This is a genomic window from Variovorax sp. PDC80 (genome assembly GCF_900115375.1).
Lineage (GTDB): Bacteria > Pseudomonadota > Gammaproteobacteria > Burkholderiales > Burkholderiaceae_C > Variovorax.
Window position 1 is genome coordinate 87958 of the sequence record NZ_FOWG01000012.1, and the last position, 16903, is coordinate 104860.

At 71.8% G+C, this 16903-nt stretch carries 17 protein-coding genes; 7 read left to right on the top strand and 10 right to left on the bottom strand.

The window, feature by feature from the left end; genetic code table 11:
* Nucleotides 1–70: 70 nt before the first annotated feature.
* From BM109_RS30010 to BM109_RS30020, 3 genes are all read right to left on the bottom strand, one after another.
* Nucleotides 71–1036, bottom strand: coding sequence for a LysR substrate-binding domain-containing protein (locus BM109_RS30010; protein WP_057593137.1), 966 nt, complete (start codon nucleotides 1034–1036; stop codon nucleotides 71–73).
* Between the two features lie 74 nt (nucleotides 1037–1110).
* Nucleotides 1111–1506, bottom strand: a complete 396-nt coding sequence (locus BM109_RS30015) for a tautomerase family protein (RefSeq protein WP_093351154.1) — start codon at nucleotides 1504–1506, stop codon at nucleotides 1111–1113.
* A gap of 30 nt (nucleotides 1507–1536) precedes the next feature.
* Nucleotides 1537–2340 carry an SDR family NAD(P)-dependent oxidoreductase gene (locus BM109_RS30020; protein ID WP_093351657.1) on the bottom strand — a complete coding sequence of 268 codons (804 nt, stop codon included), beginning with the start codon at nucleotides 2338–2340 and terminating at the stop codon, nucleotides 1537–1539.
* A gap of 190 nt (nucleotides 2341–2530) precedes the next feature.
* Between BM109_RS30020 and BM109_RS30025 the strand changes: the two genes are divergently transcribed.
* Nucleotides 2531–3475, top strand: coding sequence for a GlxA family transcriptional regulator (locus BM109_RS30025; protein ID WP_093351157.1), 945 nt, complete (start codon nucleotides 2531–2533; stop codon nucleotides 3473–3475).
* Nucleotides 3476–3484: 9 nt separating this feature from the next.
* Here BM109_RS30025 and BM109_RS30030 read toward each other — a convergent pair whose 3' ends face one another.
* Nucleotides 3485–4417: a LysR substrate-binding domain-containing protein gene (locus BM109_RS30030; protein ID WP_256222868.1), complete on the bottom strand. Its 933-nt coding sequence runs from the start codon at nucleotides 4415–4417 to the stop codon at nucleotides 3485–3487.
* Between the two features lie 70 nt (nucleotides 4418–4487).
* Between BM109_RS30030 and BM109_RS30035 the strand changes: the two genes are divergently transcribed.
* From BM109_RS30035 to BM109_RS30045, 3 genes are all read left to right on the top strand, one after another.
* The gene (locus BM109_RS30035; RefSeq protein ID WP_093351159.1) at nucleotides 4488–5555 is read left to right on the top strand and encodes a GntG family PLP-dependent aldolase; all 1068 of its coding nucleotides are present in this window, start codon (nucleotides 4488–4490) and stop codon (nucleotides 5553–5555) included.
* 25 nt (nucleotides 5556–5580) lie between these two features.
* Entirely contained in the window at nucleotides 5581–6561 is a 981-nt protein-coding gene (locus tag BM109_RS30040; RefSeq protein ID WP_093351162.1) for a tripartite tricarboxylate transporter substrate binding protein, read from the top strand.
* Nucleotides 6562–6696: 135 nt separating this feature from the next.
* Nucleotides 6697–7254 (top strand): thioredoxin family protein, encoded by a 558-nt coding sequence (locus tag BM109_RS30045; protein ID WP_093351164.1) that lies wholly within the window; start codon nucleotides 6697–6699, stop codon nucleotides 7252–7254.
* A 126-nt stretch (nucleotides 7255–7380) separates the two neighbouring features.
* Here the strand turns inward: BM109_RS30045 and BM109_RS30050 are convergent, their stop codons facing one another.
* Nucleotides 7381–8121, bottom strand: a complete 741-nt coding sequence (locus BM109_RS30050; protein ID WP_057597879.1) for a response regulator — start codon at nucleotides 8119–8121, stop codon at nucleotides 7381–7383.
* Between the two features lie 266 nt (nucleotides 8122–8387).
* Between BM109_RS30050 and BM109_RS30055 the strand changes: the two genes are divergently transcribed.
* The 3 genes from BM109_RS30055 (at nucleotide 8388) to BM109_RS30065 (ending at nucleotide 12126) form a co-directional block, all read left to right on the top strand.
* Nucleotides 8388–8807 carry an organic hydroperoxide resistance protein gene (locus BM109_RS30055; RefSeq protein WP_093351167.1) on the top strand — a complete coding sequence of 140 codons (420 nt, stop codon included), beginning with the start codon at nucleotides 8388–8390 and terminating at the stop codon, nucleotides 8805–8807.
* 56 nt (nucleotides 8808–8863) lie between these two features.
* Nucleotides 8864–10237: an ATP-binding protein gene (locus BM109_RS30060; RefSeq protein WP_093351169.1), complete on the top strand. Its 1374-nt coding sequence runs from the start codon at nucleotides 8864–8866 to the stop codon at nucleotides 10235–10237.
* 113 nt (nucleotides 10238–10350) lie between these two features.
* Entirely contained in the window at nucleotides 10351–12126 is a 1776-nt protein-coding gene (locus BM109_RS30065) for a cytochrome c biogenesis protein DipZ (RefSeq protein WP_093351172.1), read from the top strand.
* Nucleotides 12127–12141: 15 nt separating this feature from the next.
* On the opposite strand, the gene BM109_RS30070 is transcribed toward BM109_RS30065, so the two are convergent.
* The 5 genes from BM109_RS30070 to BM109_RS30090 are packed head-to-tail and all read right to left on the bottom strand — an operon-like array spanning nucleotide 12142 to nucleotide 16901.
* Nucleotides 12142–13593, bottom strand: a complete 1452-nt coding sequence (locus BM109_RS30070) for an aldehyde dehydrogenase (RefSeq protein WP_093351174.1) — start codon at nucleotides 13591–13593, stop codon at nucleotides 12142–12144.
* Between the two features lie 30 nt (nucleotides 13594–13623).
* Nucleotides 13624–14349, bottom strand: coding sequence for an ABC transporter ATP-binding protein (locus tag BM109_RS30075; RefSeq protein WP_093351177.1), 726 nt, complete (start codon nucleotides 14347–14349; stop codon nucleotides 13624–13626).
* Nucleotides 14346–15104: an ABC transporter ATP-binding protein gene (locus BM109_RS30080; RefSeq protein ID WP_093351179.1), complete on the bottom strand. Its 759-nt coding sequence runs from the start codon at nucleotides 15102–15104 to the stop codon at nucleotides 14346–14348. Before BM109_RS30080 ends, BM109_RS30075 begins: the two co-directional genes overlap by 4 nt.
* Nucleotides 15097–16029: a branched-chain amino acid ABC transporter permease gene (locus BM109_RS30085; protein ID WP_093351181.1), complete on the bottom strand. Its 933-nt coding sequence runs from the start codon at nucleotides 16027–16029 to the stop codon at nucleotides 15097–15099. Before BM109_RS30085 ends, BM109_RS30080 begins: the two co-directional genes overlap by 8 nt.
* Nucleotides 16026–16901 carry a branched-chain amino acid ABC transporter permease gene (locus tag BM109_RS30090; protein ID WP_093351183.1) on the bottom strand — a complete coding sequence of 292 codons (876 nt, stop codon included), beginning with the start codon at nucleotides 16899–16901 and terminating at the stop codon, nucleotides 16026–16028. Before BM109_RS30090 ends, BM109_RS30085 begins: the two co-directional genes overlap by 4 nt.
* Nucleotides 16902–16903: the final 2 nt, after the last annotated feature.

The window sequence follows — 16903 nt, forward strand, 5'->3', positions numbered from 1 at the left end:
TCTATCGCAGCGTTCGATATTCCAGGCTTGCGGCGGCGTAGGCCGAGGTCGCGAATTCGCCTGCCCTGGCTCAGGACAGCCGCTTCACGCCCGGCAACTCGCAGGCGTAGATCGCGTTGCGCAGCGCCGCGATCGCCTCGTAGCGCGTGAAGGTGCGCCGCCATGCGAGCACCACGCGGCGCGTGGGCGGATCGCGGTCCTGCGCATCGCGCACCGGCAGGTAGCGCACCATCTGTTCGGACTCCTTGCGGCCCTTGCCCCTGGGCTTGAGCGCCTCGGCCGGCACCGACAGCCGCGGCACCAGCGTCACGCCCATGCCCGAGGCCACCATGTGCTTGATGGTCTCGAGCGAGGAGCCCTCGAAGCTCTTGCGGATGCCCTCGGCATTGCTCGAGAAGCGCGCGAACTCGGGGCAGACCTCGAGCACGTGGTCGCGAAAGCAGTGGCCCGTGCCCAGCAGCAGCATGGTCTCGCTCTGCAGCTCTTCCGAGGTGATCGATTCGCGGTCGGCGAACTTGTGCTTGACCGGCAGCGCCGCCACGAAGGGCTCGTCGTACAGCGGCGCCATCGCGAGGCCGGTGTCGGGAAAGGGCTCGGCCATGATCGCGCAGTCGATCTCGCCGGCGCGCAGCATCTCGAGCAGCTTGACGGTGAAGTTCTCCTGCAGCACCAGCGGCATCTGCGGCGTGCGCGAGATCACCTGGCGCACGAGGTCGGGCAGCAGGTAGGGCCCGATGGTGTAGATCACGCCGAGGTTCAGCGGCCCGGCCAGCGGATCCTTGCCGCGCTTGGCGATCTCCTTGATGCTGGCCGCCTGGTCGAGCACGCTCTGGGCCTGCTGCACGATCTGCTCGCCGAGCGGCGTGACCGTGACTTCGCCGGCGCTGCGCTCGAAGAGCTTGACTTCGAGTTCGTCCTCGAGCTTCTTGATGGCCACCGAGAGCGTGGGCTGGGACACGTAGCAGGCTTCGGCCGCCTTGCCGAAGTGGCGCTCCCTGGCCACGGCAACGATGTATTTGAGTTCGGTGAGGGTCATAGCTTGCGTCAATTATGCGCAAGGCACCGTGACCGCTCGCGGTCAGGGGTCGGGCGCCGCCGGAGCGGCACGCGTCAGGACTCCCCGGGCGTCCAGTCCGGGCTGTAGCCGCCGAGCGTGGGGTGGTACATCTCGTCGCCCGTGTGCTGCGTGAACTCGACATTGAGCCGGTCCTCTCGCAGGCCCAGCAGCTCGATGCAGTGGGCGCACAGCGCCTTGGCGAGCGCCATGCGCAGCTCGGGCGGCCGGCCGTGGCGGATGTCCAGCATCATCAGCGACACCGGCACCGGCGGGCCCTCCGGGTCGGGAATGCGCCAGAGCCCGCCCTCGCCGAGTTCGCGCACCGCCACGCTGATGCGGCGGATGTCCACCGACATCATCTCGGCGTAGGTGCGGCTCATGCGCTCGGCCAGGCGCTGCTTGAGCTCGCTCGGGTAGTGGTCGTTGACGTCCAGTTGGAGGTACGGCATGCGGGGCTCCTGAAAAGAGGGAAAGAGGACTCAGCGCGCCAGACCATAGCGCGCGGCCGGCACGGCGTTGGCGAACTTCGGCGCCAGCGCACGGCGATCGGCTTCCCACTGCGTCCACCGCTCGCCCTCGTGCAGGCCCGGAATGGTCACGCGCTCGCCCGCGTCGAGGCCCGCCAGCGCGGCGTCCACCAGGTCCGCGGCCGACATGGTGCTGGCCGATTCCTTCTGCGGCGCATAGCCCGCGACGTCCCAGAACTCGGTGGCCGTGGCGCCCGGCATCACGGTCTGGATGCGCACGCCCTTGTCGCCCAGGTCGCGCTGCAGCGTGTGGCCGAAACCGATCACATAGGACTTGGACGCGCTGTAGACGCCGTTGAGCATCTCGACCGCGACGCCGACCACCGAGGCGATGTTGACGATCGTGCCGGCCTTGCGCCGCACGAACGCGGGCGCCACGGCGTAGCTCAGGCGCGTGAGCGCCGTGACGTTGAGCGCGATCATGTGTTCCATGGTGTCGGCGTCGTCCGCGAGGATGGATGCGACCGAGCCGATGCCGGCGTTGTTGACGAGCATCGTGAGGGACTCGTCGGTGCGCAGCACCTCTTCGACGCGCGAGCGCGCCGCCGGGTCGGTCAGGTCGGCGACGAGGGTCGTGATCCGTCGGCCGGTGGCGGCGCGCAGTTCGTCGGCCAGCGCGCGCAGCCGCTCGCCGTTGCGGGCCACCAGGATCAGGTCGTGGCCGCGCCGGGCCAGGCGGTCGGCGTAGATGGCGCCGATGCCGGTGGAAGCGCCCGTGATGAGCGCGGTGCCTGGGGAGGCCGTGGAAGAGGTCATGAAATTCACCTTGGAAGAGAGCGGGCCGACGGGCTGCCGGCGCCTGAGGGTCATCGTAAAAATGACGCTGTATTTCCTCAATGTCGTAGATGCAAGGTTTTAGGACACAGCCCGGCGGCGCCCGGCAAAGCGCCGCAGAATGGCGCGCTTGCACGGCATGCAAGGTTTCAGGTCACCCAAGGAGCGCGAAATGCACAGCGTCGGATTGCTCGTCTACCCCGGCTTCCAGTCCCTGGCCCTGGCCGTGGCCACGGCCTTCGAATACGCCAACCTGATGAACGGCTCGGCGGCCTATGACTTCGCCGTGGTGTCCGAACCCGGCGGCGCGGTGGCCTCGTCGCAGGGCTTCGCGGTGCAGACCGAGGCCTGGGGCGAGCGCGTGTTCGACACCCTGATCGTGGCGGGCGACAACGAATGCCGCCTGCCGCCGCGCAGCCTGATCGAGCGCGTCCGGACGTCGGCCGCCCGCTCGCGCCGCATGGCCTCGATCTGCACCGGCGCCTTCGTGCTGGCCGAGGCCGGGCTGCTCGACGGCCGCAAGGCCACCACCCACTGGCTGCATGCGCGCGCCTTCAGGGAGCGCTTTCCGCGCGTGCAGATGGAGGAAGACCGCATCTTCGTCATCGACGGGCCGGTCTGGACCTCGGCCGGCATGAGCGCGGGCCTCGATCTCGCGCTCGCGGTGATCGAGAAAGACCTCGGCCGCAAGCTGGCGCTGACGATCGCGCGCAAGCTGGTCATCTACCAGCGCCGGGGCGGCGGCCAGTCGCAGTTCTCGACCCTGCTCGAGCTCGACGCCAAGTCCGATCGCGTGCAGACGGCCCTGGCCTACGCCAGGGAGAACCTCGCCGCCGACCTGTCGGTGGAGGTGCTGGCCAACGCGGCGCACCTGAGCCCGCGCCAGTTCAGCCGCGTGTTCCGCGAGGAAACCGGCCAGCCACCGGCCAAGGCGATCGAGCGGCTGCGCGTGGAGGCCGCGCGCCTGATGATGGAAACCAGCCGCCATCCGATCGAGGTGATCGCGCGCGAAACCGGGTTCGGCGACCGCGAGCGCATGCGACAGGCGTTCCTGCGCGCCTTCGGGCAGCCGCCGCAGGCGATCCAGCGCATCTCGGCCAACGCCGAGCTGGTGTAGCCGGCGGCCTCAGCGCCGGTACGGTCGGATCACCTCGAGGTCCGACGCGATCACCGTGCGCACCTGGTCCGCGAAGGCGCTCACCAGCCGCGAATCCGTCGCATCGGGCGGCAGCAGCAGCGCGAGCCGCACCGGGATCGCGGGCACGAAGGCGCGCACCGCGAGCTCGAGGTTGCGCCGCTCCTCGAGCGCCGCCAGCGGGTTGAGCACGCTGACGCCCAGGCCCGCGGCGACCAGCGCGCAGACCGAGGCACCGAGGTCCGACTCCAGCACCGTGCGCGTGCGGGCGCCCGCGGCCGCCAGTACGCGGTCGATGCGTTCGCGCGGCGCGCTGCCGAGCGGGAACGAGACGAAGGCCTCGCCCTCGAGGTCGGCCGCCGCGACCTGCTTGCGCTTCGCGAGCCGGTGCCCGATCGGCAGCACGGCCACGCAGTCCATGGTCAGCAGGGTCTGGACCTGCATGCCCGGCACGTCGTCGCCGTAGAGGATGGCCAGGCCGAGCTCGCACAGGCCCGAGCTGACCCAGGTGTTGACGGTGGCGGCGGCGCCCGAGTGGATGGTGAGCAGGGTCTCGGGATGCTCGGCCTTGAACTGCGCGACGGCCTTGCTCAGCAGCCCGCCCGCGATCCGCGGCATGGCGGCCACCGCGAGCCGGTCGCCGCCGAAGGAGCGGATGTTCGAGGCCGCGCCCTCCAGGCCCTCGAGCCCGACGAAGGCCTTCTCCACGTCCTGGAAGAAACGCTTGCCGTCGAGCGAGGGCAGAAGGCGCGTGCCGCGGCGCTCGAACAGCAGGAAGCCGACGATGGCCTCGAGCTGCGACACCAGCCGGCTGACCTGGGGCTGCGAGGTGTGGAGCCGGCGCGCGGCCTCGGTCATCGAGCCCGTCTGCATGACGATGCGGAAGGCCTCGATGTGCTTGAGCGTCATGCGGCGGGTCGTCATATCAAAATTGTATGACGCACCCTCTACAAGGAATTTTGCGTATCCGGGCGGCGCGCGAATACTCGCCGCCATGACTGGCACCGAAGCGACCGCACCCTCCGATCCTCCCGGCGTAGACCTGCGCAGCGACACCGTGACGCGGCCCACGCCCGCAATGTACGAACGCATGCGCAACGCGCCGCTGGGCGACGACGGCCTCGACGGCGACCCGACCGCGCGCGAACTCGAGGCGCTGGTGGCGCGCACGCTCGGCAAGGAGGCCGGCCTCTACGTGCCCACGGCCACCATGGGCAACCTGCTGGCCGTGCTCGCGCAGACCGAGCGCCAGGGCCAGGTGCTGCTCGAGGCCACGGCCCACATGTTCCTGACCGAGCGCGGCGGCGCCACGCTCGCGGGCCTGGCCTACCTCGGCATCGCGGGCACGGCCGGCGCCATGGACCTCGACGAGCTGGAACGCACCCTGCGCCGCCCCGGCGGCCTGCGCACCGAACTCGTCGGCATGGAGACCTCGCACGCGAACGCGGGCGGTGCCGTGCCGCCGCTCGAGCACATGCGCGCGGTGATGGAGGCCGCGCGGCGCGCGGGCGCGCGCGTGCACCTCGACGGCGCGCGGCTTTTCAACGCGGCGGTCGCGCTCGACGTGGCGCCCGCCGCCATCGCCTGCTTCGCCGACAGCGTGGCCGTCTGCCTCTCGAAGGGCCTGAGCGCGCCGGCCGGCGCGGTGCTGGTCGGCACCGCCGCGACGATCGAACGCGCGCGCCGGCTGCGCAAGATGCTCGGCGGCACGCAACGCCAGATCGGCGTGGTCGCGGCCGCGGGGCTCGAGGCGATCGAGACCATGGCCGGCCGGCTCGCCGACGACCACCGCCAGGCGCGCCGGCTGGCCGAGGGTCTCGCCGACATCCGACCCGGCGCGCTGCGCACCAACACGCCCGCCACCAACATCGTGCTCGCCGACCTGCCCGCGCACGGCCCCGACAGCGAGGCGTGGACGCGCGCGTTGCGCGAGCACGGCGTGCTGGTGCGCGCCTGGGGCGGCCACCGGCTGCGCCTCGTGACGCACCGCCACATCGACACCGCCGCCGTCGACGCCGCCATCGCCGGCTTCCGCCGTGCCGCCGACACCCTGCTCCGCTGAGCCGCCCCCTTCCAGGAGATCCACCATGCCCACCCTGTCTCGCCGCGACTTCGTCGCCACCTCCCTCTCGGCCGCGGCCCTGTCGCTCGGCCGCCCCGCCTTCGCCAATGACTACCCGAGCCGCCCGATCCGCTTGGTCGTGCCCTATGCGCCCGGTGGCGGCTCCGACGTGGTCGGGCGCCTGGTGGCGCAGAAGCTGACCGAGTCCAGCGGCTGGAACGTCATCGTCGACAACAAGGCCGGCGCCTCCGCCATGATCGGCACCGACGCCGTGGCCAAGAGCGCGGCCGATGGCTACACGCTGCTGATCGCCGATGCCGCGCACGCCACCAACGCGGCGGTGCAGCCGCGGCTGCCCTTCGATTCGACCAAGGACTTCGCGCCGCTCACGCTGATCGGCTCCTCGCCGCAGCTGCTGGTGGCGCATCCGTCGCTCCCCGCCAACTCGCTCAAGGAACTGCTGGCGCTGCCGCGCGAGCAGGTGCGCCAGTACGGCGTCGGCACGCCGGGCCAGGGCTCGGCGCCGCACCTGCTCTACGAGCTGCTCAAGCTCAAGACCGGGATGGAGCTGGTGCACGTGCCCTACAAGGGCGGCGCGCTGGCGCTGACCGATGCCATCGGCGGCCAGGTGCCGATGGTGATCAACTCGGTGCCGGCCTGCATGCCGCACATCGAGGCCAAGCGGCTCAAGGTGCTCGCCATCGCGAGCACGGCGCGCGATCCCAAGCTGCCGCAGGTGCAGACCTTCGCGGAGAGCGCGCCCGGCATCGTCGGCAGCGTCTGGTACGGCCTCATGGTGCCCGCGAAGACGCCCGCCGACGTGCAGCAGCGCCTGAACGCCGCGCTCGCTAAGGTGCTCGACCTGCCCGAGGTCAAGGCCCGGCTGGCCGATGCCTTCATCGACCCGATGCCGCGCGGCAGCCAGGCCTTCGCGAAGCACCTGAACGACGAGATCGCGCGCTGGCAGGCGGTGGTGAAGCAGACGGGGTTCACGCTCAACAGCTAGCAGCGTGCAACGTACTGTGCGGCTTGCGCCCCACGGATACACAGGCATACGCAGCACGCGCGGCAGCGGCGGCGGGCGTCGAAGAATCGCCGCATCGATTCTTCCACCGCCTCTTTCTCACCCGAAGGAACCGCCATGCGCATCCCCGCCGCACCGCTCGCCATCGCCGCCGCCATTGCCGCCTCGGTGGCTTTCGTCACCCTCGCCGCGCCGCCCGGCGGCGGCGACATCCCCGCCGCGCAGGCCGCGCCCGCGCCGGCCTTCACCCACATCGACACCTGGCTCAACTCGCCGCCGCTGGACATGGCGGCGCTGCGCGGCAAGGTGGTGCTGGTCGACTTCTGGACCTACACCTGCATCAACTGCCTGAACCACCTGCCCTACGTCAAGGACTGGGACGCGAAGTACAAGGACCAGGGGCTGGTCGTGGTCGGCGTGCACACGCCCGAGTTCGCCTACGAGAAGTCGACGCAGAACGTGAAGGACGCGATCCAGCGCCTGCAGATCCGCCACGCGGTGGCGCAGGACAACGGCTATGGCACCTGGAAAGCCTTCCGCAACCAGTACTGGCCGGCCGTCTACCTGATCGACAAGCAGGGCCGCATCGTCTATTCGCACTTCGGCGAGGGCAGCTACGGCACCACCGAGAAGAAGATCCAGGCGCTGCTGGCCGAACCCGCACCGGCGTCCTGAGATGAAGAAGCTCTGGTTCGCCCTGCTGTTCCTCGCGGGCGGCTTCGCGCACGAAGTCCGCCAGCCGACGAACTGCCAATGCATCTCGACCCGTTCGGCGACGGGTCCTTCGAAGCGAAAAGGCGCCTAGTCGCGCGCCTCGACCGCCGCGGCCAGCACGTAGCCCTCGCTGCGCACCGTCTTCAGGTAGCGCGGCTCGCGCGCATCGTCGCGCAGGCGCTGGCGCAGCCGGCTCACCAGCAGGTCGATCGAGCGCTCGAACAGCTCGGCCTCGCGGCCCTGGGTCAGGCTCAGCAGCTGGTCGCGGCTCAGCACCTTCTGCGGATGGTCGAGGAACACGCGCAGCAGCCGGTACTCGGCGCCGCTGAGCGCGACCATGGTGCCGCTCTCGTCGAGCAGGTGGCGCTCCACCGTGTCGACCTGCCATTCGCCGAACACCAGCTTGCGCGCGGCCTCGGCCGAGCCCATGTTGGGCGGCAGCATGCGGGTGCGGCGCATCACCGAGCGGATGCGCGCGAGCAGCTCGCGCGCCGAGAAGGGCTTGGCCAGGTAGTCGTCGGCGCCCATCTCCAGGCCCAGGATGCGGTCGGCCTCCTCGCTGCGCGCGGTCAGCATCAGGATCGGCGTGGCCTTGTACTTGCCGGTGCGCAGGTCGCGGCACAGGGTCAGGCCGTCCTCGCCCGGCAGCATCAGGTCGAGGATGATCAGGTCGAAGGGTCCCGAGTCCTCGAGCGCCGCGCGCATGTGGCGCCCGGTCGGCACCGCCACCACGCGCAGGCCGTTCTTCACCAGGTAGGTGCTCAGCAGTTCGCGGATCTCCCGGTCGTCGTCGACGATGAGGATGTGGTCGGAGGGCCTGGTGTTCATGGCGCGGTCTCTGGGTTGTCGTGCAGCGCAATGTAGCCGCCGGCCGGTGCGCGAGAGCGGCTTTTGTATGCCCAAGTATCCGGCGCGGCGAAGCGCCACATACCGTTGCACTGGCGGCTGGCCGCACCCGCGGACGTGAAACGTACTGTGTGCGTTTTTCGCGCGGATACACAGGCATACGCAAGGCGCGCCGCGGGGGTGGCCGCGGCCCAAGAATCCGTTCCGTTCGACGAACAACCCCTTCTTCATCCATCCAAGGAACCACCATGAGCCAGATCGACAAGGTCCTCTACACCGGCAAGACCCACACCACCTCCGGCGGCCGCGACGGCAGCGCGCGCAGCAGCGACGGCCGGCTCGACATCCAGCTGTCCTCGCCCGGCTCCGCCGGCCAGGGCACCAATCCCGAGCAGCTGTTCGCGGCCGGCTGGTCGGCCTGCTTCATCGGCGCGATGGGCCTGGCCGCCGCCAAGCAGAAGATCGCGCTGCCGGCCGACCTGAGCGTGAGCGCCGAGGTCGACCTCGGCACCGGCACCGGCGGCTACTTCCTGCAGGCCCGGCTCGACGTGAGCATCCCGGGCCTGGACCGCGAGGTGGCCCAGGGCCTGGTCGACGCGGCGCACCAGACCTGCCCGTACTCGAAGGCCACGCGCGGCAACATCGACGTGACGCTGCGCCTGGTCTGAGCCGCGGCGCGCCGGCCAATGCCGGCGCCTTCGTCCACCCGTCTATAAAGGCGTTCATGTCCACCCCCGCCAGCCCCGCCGCCAGCCAGGCCGCCCCCGTCCGCCGCGGGCTGCGTCGGCTGGTCCCGCGCTCGCTGTTCGCGCGCGTCACGCTGATCATCGTGGTCGGCCTCGCGATCGCGCAGGCCCTGACCTTCGGCGCGATCAACTACGAGCGCGGCCTCGCGATGCGCGAGCTGATGATGATCGGCATCGAGCGCGACATCGCGAGCTCGGTGGCACTGCTCGACCGCCTGCCGGCCGGCGAGCGCGCGGACTGGCTGGCGCGGCTGGAGCGGCGCAACTACCACTTCACGCTCGGCGGCGAGGCCGGTGGCGGCACGCCGGCCTCGGCCTCGCTGCGCCAGTTCGGCGAGGCCATCATGGACGCGATGCGGCCGTTCGAGATCGTGAAGATCGGCGAGGTGGGCAACCCCGTCGGCGGCCTGGAGATCCAGGTGCGGCTGCACGACGGCTCGGCGCTGATCGTGCATGCGCGCCGGGTCGACATGCCGATGTCGCCCTGGCTGATGTGGGGCATGGCGATCCAGCTGCTGGTGCTGGCGCTGTGCGCCTGGGCTGCGGTGCGGCTGGTCACGCGGCCGCTGGCGCAGCTGGCGAGCGCGGCCGACGAGCTCGGGCCCGACCTCAAGGGCCGGCCGCTCGACGAGCACGGCCCGAGCGAGGTGGCCCATGCCGCGCGCGCCTTCAACGCGATGCAGCAGCGCATCTCGGGCTACATGTCGGAGCGCGTCGAGATCCTGGCCGCGATCTCGCACGACCTGCAGACGCCGATCACGCGCATGCGGCTGCGCACCGAGCTGATGGACGCCACGCCCGACCGCGACAAGTTCCGCCAGGACCTCGACGCGATGAAGTCGCTGGTGCGCGAGGGCGTGACCTATGCGCGCACGCTACACGGCGCGACCGAGCCGCCGCTGCGCGTGGATGCCGATGCGCTGGTGCAGAGCATGCTGGCCGACTACGAGGACGCCGGCCAGCCGGTGCGGCTCGAGGGCCGCGCCGGCACGCCGATCGTGACCCGGCCCAACGCGCTGCGCCGCATCCTCGCCAACCTGATCGACAACGCGCTCAAGTTCGGCACCGAGGTCAGCGTGCGCGTGCAGCCCGAGGCCGCGGGCGGCCAGCTGCGCATCGCGGTGGTCGACAACGGCCCGGGCATCCCGGCCGACGAGCTCGACGCGGTGCTCAAGCCCTTCTACCGCGTCGAGAGCTCGCGCAACCGCGACACCGGCGGCACCGGCCTGGGCCTCGCGATCGCGCAGCAGCTCGCGACCGCGATGGGCGCGCAGCTGCGGCTGGCCAACCGGCCCGAGGGCGGGCTCGAGGCCAGCCTGCTGCTGGGCACGCGCCCCGCGCCGGGCGACTGAGCGCACACGACCCACCCCGGCGACACCCGACGGCGGCCGCGCGACGCGAGGCCGCGCGGGATGCGCACGCCCCTTCCCATCGATTCATCCACGACCCAACCAGGAGCGCCACCATGCTCGTTCTCATCGTTGCCTACCTCGGCGGGGTGCTCACCATCCTGAGCCCCTGCATCCTGCCGGTGCTGCCCTTCGTGTTCGCGCGCGCCGACCGCCCGTTCCGCTCGCACGGCCTGCCGATGCTCGCGGGCATGGCGCTGGCCTTCGCGGCCGTCGCCACCCTCGCGGCCGTGGGCGGCGGCTGGGTGGTGGCGCTCAACGAGTGGGGGCGCTACGCGGCGATCGCGCTGCTCGCGCTGTTCGGCCTCACGCTGCTGCTGCCCGCGCTGGCCGACCGGCTGAGCCGACCGCTGGTGGCGCTCGGCTTGCGGCTGGCCGATGCGCCCACCGGTGGCTCGGTGTTCTCGCCGCTGTTGCTGGGCGTGGGCACGGGCCTGCTGTGGGCACCCTGCGCGGGGCCGATCCTGGGCCTGATCCTGACCGGCGCCGCGCTCAACGGCGCCAGCGTCGGCACCTCGCTGCTGCTGCTGGCCTACGCGGCCGGTGCCTGCACCTCGCTGGCGGGCGCGCTGCTGTTCGGCCACCGCGTGTTCGCGCGCATGAAGGCCTCGCTGCGCACCGGCGAATGGCTGCGTCGCGCGGCCGGCGCCGCGGTGCTCGCGGGCGTGGGCGCGATCGCGCTCGGCCTGGACACCGGCCTGCTGAGCCAGCTCTCGGGCGGCGGCACCAACGCGCTCGAACAGGCGCTGCTCGACCGCCTCGGCCCGCCGAAGCCCGCCGTGCCGCAGTCCGCGCGCCAGGACCGCGGCGGCCTGATGCTGACCAGCGCCGAAGCGCCCGCGCCCGCCTTCACGCCGCGCCCCCTGCGCGACCAGGGCCCGTTCCCCGCGCTGGCCGGCGCCACCGAATGGATCAACTCGCCGCCGCTCACGCCCGAGGCGCTGCGCGGCAAGGTGGTGCTGGTCGACTTCTGGACCTACTCCTGCATCAACTGCCTGCGCACCCTGCCCTACCTGCGCGCCTGGGCCGAGAAGTACAAGGACGCCGGCCTCGTGGTGGTGGGCGTGCACACGCCCGAGTTCGCCTTCGAGAAGCGCCCGGCCAACGTGCGCCGCGCGGTCAAGGACCTCGAGATCGGCTTCCCGGTCGCGGTCGACAGCGACTACGCGATCTGGCGCGCCTTCGGCAACCAGGCCTGGCCGGCCTTCTACTTCGTCGACGCGCAGGGGCGCATCCGCCACCAGCTGTTCGGCGAGGGCCAGTATGCGAAGTCGGAGCAGGTGATCCAGCAGCTGCTGGCCGAGGCCGGGCCGTCGCGCGTGGCCGCGGGACTGGTCGCGCCACAGGGCCTGGGCACGCAGGCCGCGCCCGGCACCGAGCCCGTGCGCTCGGGCGAGACCTACATCGGCCAGGAACGCGCCGAGGGCTTCGCCTCGCCGGGCGGGCTGGTCGCGGGCCGCACCCATGCCTACCAAGTGCCGGCCGCGCTGCGCATCAACCAGTGGGCGCTGGCGGGCGACTGGGCGGTCGATGCCGAGCGCGCGGTGCTCGCGCGCCCGGGCGGGCGCATCGCCTACCGCTTCCAGGCGCGCGACCTGCACCTGGTGCTCGGCCCCGCGGCCGACGGCAAGCCGGTGCGCTTCCGCGTGCGCATCGACGGCCAGCCGCCGCTGGCCGACCACGGCTTCGACACCGACGCGCAAGGCGTGGGCACGGTCGACGCGCAGCGGCTCTACCAGCTGGTGCGCCAGCAGCAGGGCGCGCGCGAGCGGCTGTTCGAGATCGAGTTCCTCGACCCCGGCGCGCAGGCCTATGCCTTCACCTTCGGCTGAAGCCGGGGCGGTGGCTCAGAACGGGTAGTGCCGCGGCGTGGTCTGCACCGTGAGCCAGCGCAGCTCGGTGAAGGCCTCCACGCCGGCCTTGCCGCCGAAGCGGCCGTAGCCCGAGGCCTTCACGCCGCCGAAGGGCATCTGCGCCTCGTCGTGCACCGTGGGCCCGTTGACGTGACAGATGCCGGCCTCGATGCGACGCGCCACGTTCCAGGCGCGCGCGATGTCGCGGCCGAACACGGCCGACGAGAGGCCGAAGGCGTTGTCGTTGGCGGTGACGATCGCGGCCTCGGTATCGGCCACGCGCACGATGGCCTTGAGCGGACCGAAGGTCTCCTCGCCGTAGACGCGCATCGCGGGCGTCACGCGGTCGAGCACGGTGGCCGGCATCAGCGTGTTCTCGGCGCGGCCGCCGCAGACCAGCACCGCGCCCTGGGCCAGCGCATCGTCGATCAGCGCGTTGCAGCGCTCCACGGTCGCCATGTCGACCACCGAGCCCAGCACCACCGGGCCCTCGCGCGGGTCGCCCAGCGGCAGGCTCTTCGCGCGCGCCGCGAACCTGGCGACGAACTCGTCGGCGATGCGCGCGTCGAGCACGATGCGCTCGGTCGACATGCAGATCTGGCCCGAGTTGGCGAAGGCGCCGAACACCGCGGCATCCACCGCGGCGTCGATGTCGGCATCGTCGAGCACCACGAAGGGCGCCTTGCCGCCGAGTTCGAGCACGGCGGGCTTGAGGTGGCGCGCGCAGGTCTGCGCGATCAGCCGGCCCACGCGCGTGGAGCCGGTGAAGTTGACGCGCCGCACCGCCGGGTGCGCGACGATCGCGTCGACCACCTCGGCCGCGTCGGCCGGCGCGTTGGTCACGAAGTTCACCGTGCCCGGCGGCAGGCCGGCGTCGTGCAGCGCATCGACGATCAGCGCATGGGTCTGCGGGCACAGCTCCGAGCCCTTGAACACCACCGTGTTGCCGCAGGCCAGCGGCGTGGCGAGCGCGCGCACGCCGAGGATCACGGGCGCGTTCCACGGCGCGATGCCGAGCACCACGCCGGCCGCCTGGCGCACGCCCAGCGCGAGGCTGCCGGGCACGTCGGAGGGAATCACCTCGCCGCCGATCTGGGTGGTGAGCGCGGCCGCCTCGGTCAGCAGCCCGGCCGCGAGGTGCACGTTGAAGCCGGCCCACAGCGCCGAGGCGCCGGTCTCGCGCGCCATCGCCTGCACGAAGTCGTCGTGGCGCGCCTCGATCGCCTGCGCGGCCTTCAGCAGCAGCGCGCGGCGCTCGCCGGGGCCGGTCTGCGACCAGGCGCCGAACGCTCGTTGCGCGGCCTCGACCGCGGCGACGGCATCGCGCGCGGTGGCGGCGGGGGCGCGCGTGGCGACGGCGCCATCGAGCGGGTTGCGGCGCTCGAAGACGGCGCCGCCTTCGGCCGGACGGCGTTCGCCGCCGATGCGCATGAGGATGTCGGTCATGAGGAAGTCCTTGGCTGGAAGAAAGAAGGTTCAGGCGACGCCGAGGTAGGCCTGGCGCACCGCGTCGGAATCGAGCAGCGCGCGGGCCTCGCCCGCGGCCACGATGCGACCGCGCTCGAGCACGTAGCCGCGGTCGGCGGCCTGCAGTGCCTTGCGCACGTTCTGCTCGACCATCAGCACGGTCACGCCCTGGTCGGCGATGCGGCGCACGATGGCCAGCAGCTCGTCGACCATGCGCGGCGCGAGGCCCAGCGAGGGCTCGTCGAGCATCAGCAGGCGCGGCCCGCTCATCATGGCGCGCGCCACCGCCACCATCTGCTGCTCGCCGCCGCTCATGGTGCCGGCCAGTTGCCTCGCGCGTTCGCGCAGCCGCGGGAAGTCGTCGAAGGCGCGCGCCAACCGCTCGGCGCGCAGCGCGGCGGGCACCAGCCAGCCGCCGAGCTCGAGGTTCTCGGTCACCGTCATCTGCGCGAACAGCTGGCGGCCCTCGGCCACCAGCGCCATGCCGCGGCGCACGCAGGCGGTGGCGTCGCCCGCGGGCAGCGCCACGCCGTCGAGCAGCGCCTCGCCGCGGCGCGGCAGCAGGCCGGCCAGCGCCTTCAGCAGCGTGGTCTTGCCGGCGCCGTTGGGACCCAGCACCACGGTCACGCCGGGCACGGCCTCGAGGTCGAGCCCCTGCACCACCTCGAAGCCGTGGTAGCCGGCGCGCAGGCCGCGCACGGCGAGGCGGCTGCCGTCGTTCGATGCGGCGTTCATGCCGTGGCCTCCATCTCGTCGCCCAGGTAGGCCTCGATCACCTCCGCGTTGCGCACCACCTCGGCGGGCGTGCCGTCGGCGATCTTGCGGCCCTGGTGCAGCACCAGCACGCGCTCGACGTACTTGAGCAGGGTGGTCACCGCATGCTCGATCCACACCACGGTGAGGCCGTGCGCGTCGCGCAGCCGGCGGATGCGCTGCGCCATGGCCTCGACCTCGGCCTCGGTGAGCCCGGCCGCGACCTCGTCGAGCAGCAGCACGCGCGGCCGCGTGCCGAGCGCCATGCCGATCTCGAGCAGCCGCTGCTGCGAGGGCGTGACCTCGGCCGCGAAGCGCCCGCCGAGCGCGCCCAGGCCCAGCATGTCGAGGATCTCCCCCACGCTCGCGAGGCCCGGCAGCGGCGCGCGGTGCCGGCCCGCGAACTGCATGCCGAAGCGCACGTTGTCCGCCAGGCTCATGCCGGCCATCACGCGCGGTGTCTGGAAGGTGCGCGCGATGCCGTGCGCGGCGAAGCGGTGCGGGCCGCGGCGCGTGAGGTCGATGCCGTCCTCCACCAGCAGCTGCCCGCCGGTGGGCATCACCACGCCCGAGATGGCGTTGAAGAAGGTGGTCTTGCCCGCGCCGTTGGGGCCGATGATGCCGACCAGCTCGCCGGCATGCAGCGCGACGCTGACCGCGTCGACGGCGGTGAGGCCGCCGAAGCGCACGCTGACCTCGCGCGCCTCGAGCAGCAGGGGGCTCGCGGCCTCAGACATGGCGCGCTCCCTTCGCCTTGCGCCGCCACAGCGACGCCAGCCCCTCGGGCAGGTACATCACGCACAGGATCAGCAGCAGCCCCAGCACCATCATGTAGCCGTAGGGCAGCTGCAGCCGCAGGGTCTCGGACAGCACGCTGAACACCACGGCCGCGAGCACCGGCCCGCCGATGCTGGCGGCGCCGCCGATCATCGCGATCAGCACGGTCTGGAAACCGATGAAGGGGCTGAAGACGGCGGCCGGCTCGATGTAGGTCCAGCGCACCGCCATCGCCGCGCCGACCGCGCCCGCGAAGGCCGCGGTGAGCGCGAAGCCGGCGATCTTCACGCGCCGCGTGTCCACGCCCAGGGTCTGGGCGCGCTGCTCGTCGGCACCGATGCCCGCGAGCGCGAGGCCGAAGCGGCTGCGCTTCACGGCCATCGCGGTGGCGATCGCCAGCACGGCGATCGCGAGCACCGTGAGGTAGACCGTCTCGTTGGACGGCACCTCGGTCAGCACCCGGCCCACCGTGCCCGAGATCTGCTTCTCGACGAAGGTCAGCGCATGCCGGATCAGTTCGGTCATGCCGAAGGTCAGCACCGCGAAGTAGGTGCCGCGCAGGTGCAGCACGGCCGCGCCCATCAGCAGCGCGACCGCGCTCGCGATGGCCGCGCCGCCGAGGATCACCAGCGGCCAGGGCAGCACGTCGAGCAGCACGGCGCTGGCATAGGCGCCGAGGCCGAAGAAGGCCGAGGTGGCGAGCGACAGGTAGCGCGTGGCGCCGCAGAACAGCGACCAGCTCGTGGCCAGCGCGATGTACATCAGGCAGCCCAGCGCCACCGAGCTCAGGAACTCGCTGGCGATCCAGGGCACGCAGGCGGCGAGCGCGGCGGCCGCGCCGAGCAGCAGCCAAGGCCGCGCGGAAGAAGAGGACAGGGAACTCATCGCGAGAACAATCCGTTGGGCCGCCAGATCAGCACGCCGATGAACACGGCGTACGACAGCAGCATCTTGAGCGAAGGGCTGGTGAAGTACATGCCCAGCGCCTCGACCACGCCGAGCAGCAGGCCGCCGACCAGGCTGCCGGCGATGCTGCCGAAGCCGCCGAGCGTGATGACGATCAGCGCGGTCACGGTGTAGGGCTCGCCCATCGAGGGCGAGATCTCGTAGGTCATCGACAGCAGCGCGCCGGCCACGCCCGAGAGGCCCAGGCCGATGCCGAACATCAGCGGATGCAGCCGCTTCGTGTTGATGCCGACCAGTTGCGCGCCGGTGGGCGACTGCATCAGCGCGCGCACCGCCTTGCCCAGCAGGGTGCGCTTGAGCAGCGCCACCAGCACCAGGCTCAGCGCGAGCGCGACGCCGAACAGCACCAGCTTGTTGGCCGTGAAGCGCATCGCGCCGAGCTGCACCGGCTCGGCCAGGTAGTCGTAGCCGCGCAGGTCGCCGCCCCACACCAGCAGCGCGGTGTTCTGCACCAGGAACATCAGGCCGAAGCCCACCATCAGGCTGCGCGCCTCGAACACCTCGACGCTGGGCGCGCGCGCCGCCACCTGCCGAAAGCACAGCCAGTGCACCGCCATGCCCAGCGCCATCAGCAGCGCGAAGGCCACCGGAACGAACAGCAGCGGCGAGATGCCCAGCGCGGTGTGGGCCCACCAGGTCAGGAAGGCGCCGAGCATCAGGAACTCGCCGTGCGAGATGTTCATGATGCGCATCAGCCCGTACTGCAGGTTCAGGCCGATGGCCACCAACGCGTAGATGCCGCCCGAGATCAATCCGCCCGCCAGCAGCTCGGCCCATCCTCCGAAGGACATGC

Excerpts from the sequence above, each read along its gene's own strand:
- BM109_RS30075 (WP_093351177.1), bottom strand. The coding sequence starts at position 14,349 with ATGAACGCCGCATCGAACGACGGCAGCCGCCTCGCCGTGCGCGGCCTG.
- BM109_RS30055 (WP_093351167.1), top strand. The coding sequence starts at position 8,388 with ATGAGCCAGATCGACAAGGTCCTCTACACCGGCAAGACCCACACCACC.
- BM109_RS30060 (WP_093351169.1), top strand. The coding sequence starts at position 8,864 with ATGTCCACCCCCGCCAGCCCCGCCGCCAGCCAGGCCGCCCCCGTCCGC.
- BM109_RS30040 (WP_093351162.1), top strand. The coding sequence starts at position 5,581 with ATGCCCACCCTGTCTCGCCGCGACTTCGTCGCCACCTCCCTCTCGGCC.
- BM109_RS30030 (WP_256222868.1), bottom strand. The coding sequence starts at position 4,417 with ATGACGACCCGCCGCATGACGCTCAAGCACATCGAGGCCTTCCGCATC.
- BM109_RS30080 (WP_093351179.1), bottom strand. The coding sequence starts at position 15,104 with ATGTCTGAGGCCGCGAGCCCCCTGCTGCTCGAGGCGCGCGAGGTCAGC.
- BM109_RS30085 (WP_093351181.1), bottom strand. The coding sequence starts at position 16,029 with ATGAGTTCCCTGTCCTCTTCTTCCGCGCGGCCTTGGCTGCTGCTCGGC.
- BM109_RS30065 (WP_093351172.1), top strand. The coding sequence starts at position 10,351 with ATGCTCGTTCTCATCGTTGCCTACCTCGGCGGGGTGCTCACCATCCTG.
- BM109_RS30090 (WP_093351183.1), bottom strand. The coding sequence starts at position 16,901 with ATGTCCTTCGGAGGATGGGCCGAGCTGCTGGCGGGCGGATTGATCTCG.
- BM109_RS30050 (WP_057597879.1), bottom strand. The coding sequence starts at position 8,121 with ATGAACACCAGGCCCTCCGACCACATCCTCATCGTCGACGACGACCGG.
- BM109_RS30070 (WP_093351174.1), bottom strand. The coding sequence starts at position 13,593 with ATGACCGACATCCTCATGCGCATCGGCGGCGAACGCCGTCCGGCCGAA.
- BM109_RS30015 (WP_093351154.1), bottom strand. The coding sequence starts at position 1,506 with ATGCCGTACCTCCAACTGGACGTCAACGACCACTACCCGAGCGAGCTC.
- BM109_RS30025 (WP_093351157.1), top strand. The coding sequence starts at position 2,531 with ATGCACAGCGTCGGATTGCTCGTCTACCCCGGCTTCCAGTCCCTGGCC.
- BM109_RS30035 (WP_093351159.1), top strand. The coding sequence starts at position 4,488 with ATGACTGGCACCGAAGCGACCGCACCCTCCGATCCTCCCGGCGTAGAC.
- BM109_RS30020 (WP_093351657.1), bottom strand. The coding sequence starts at position 2,340 with ATGACCTCTTCCACGGCCTCCCCAGGCACCGCGCTCATCACGGGCGCT.
- BM109_RS30010 (WP_057593137.1), bottom strand. The coding sequence starts at position 1,036 with ATGACCCTCACCGAACTCAAATACATCGTTGCCGTGGCCAGGGAGCGC.
- BM109_RS30045 (WP_093351164.1), top strand. The coding sequence starts at position 6,697 with ATGCGCATCCCCGCCGCACCGCTCGCCATCGCCGCCGCCATTGCCGCC.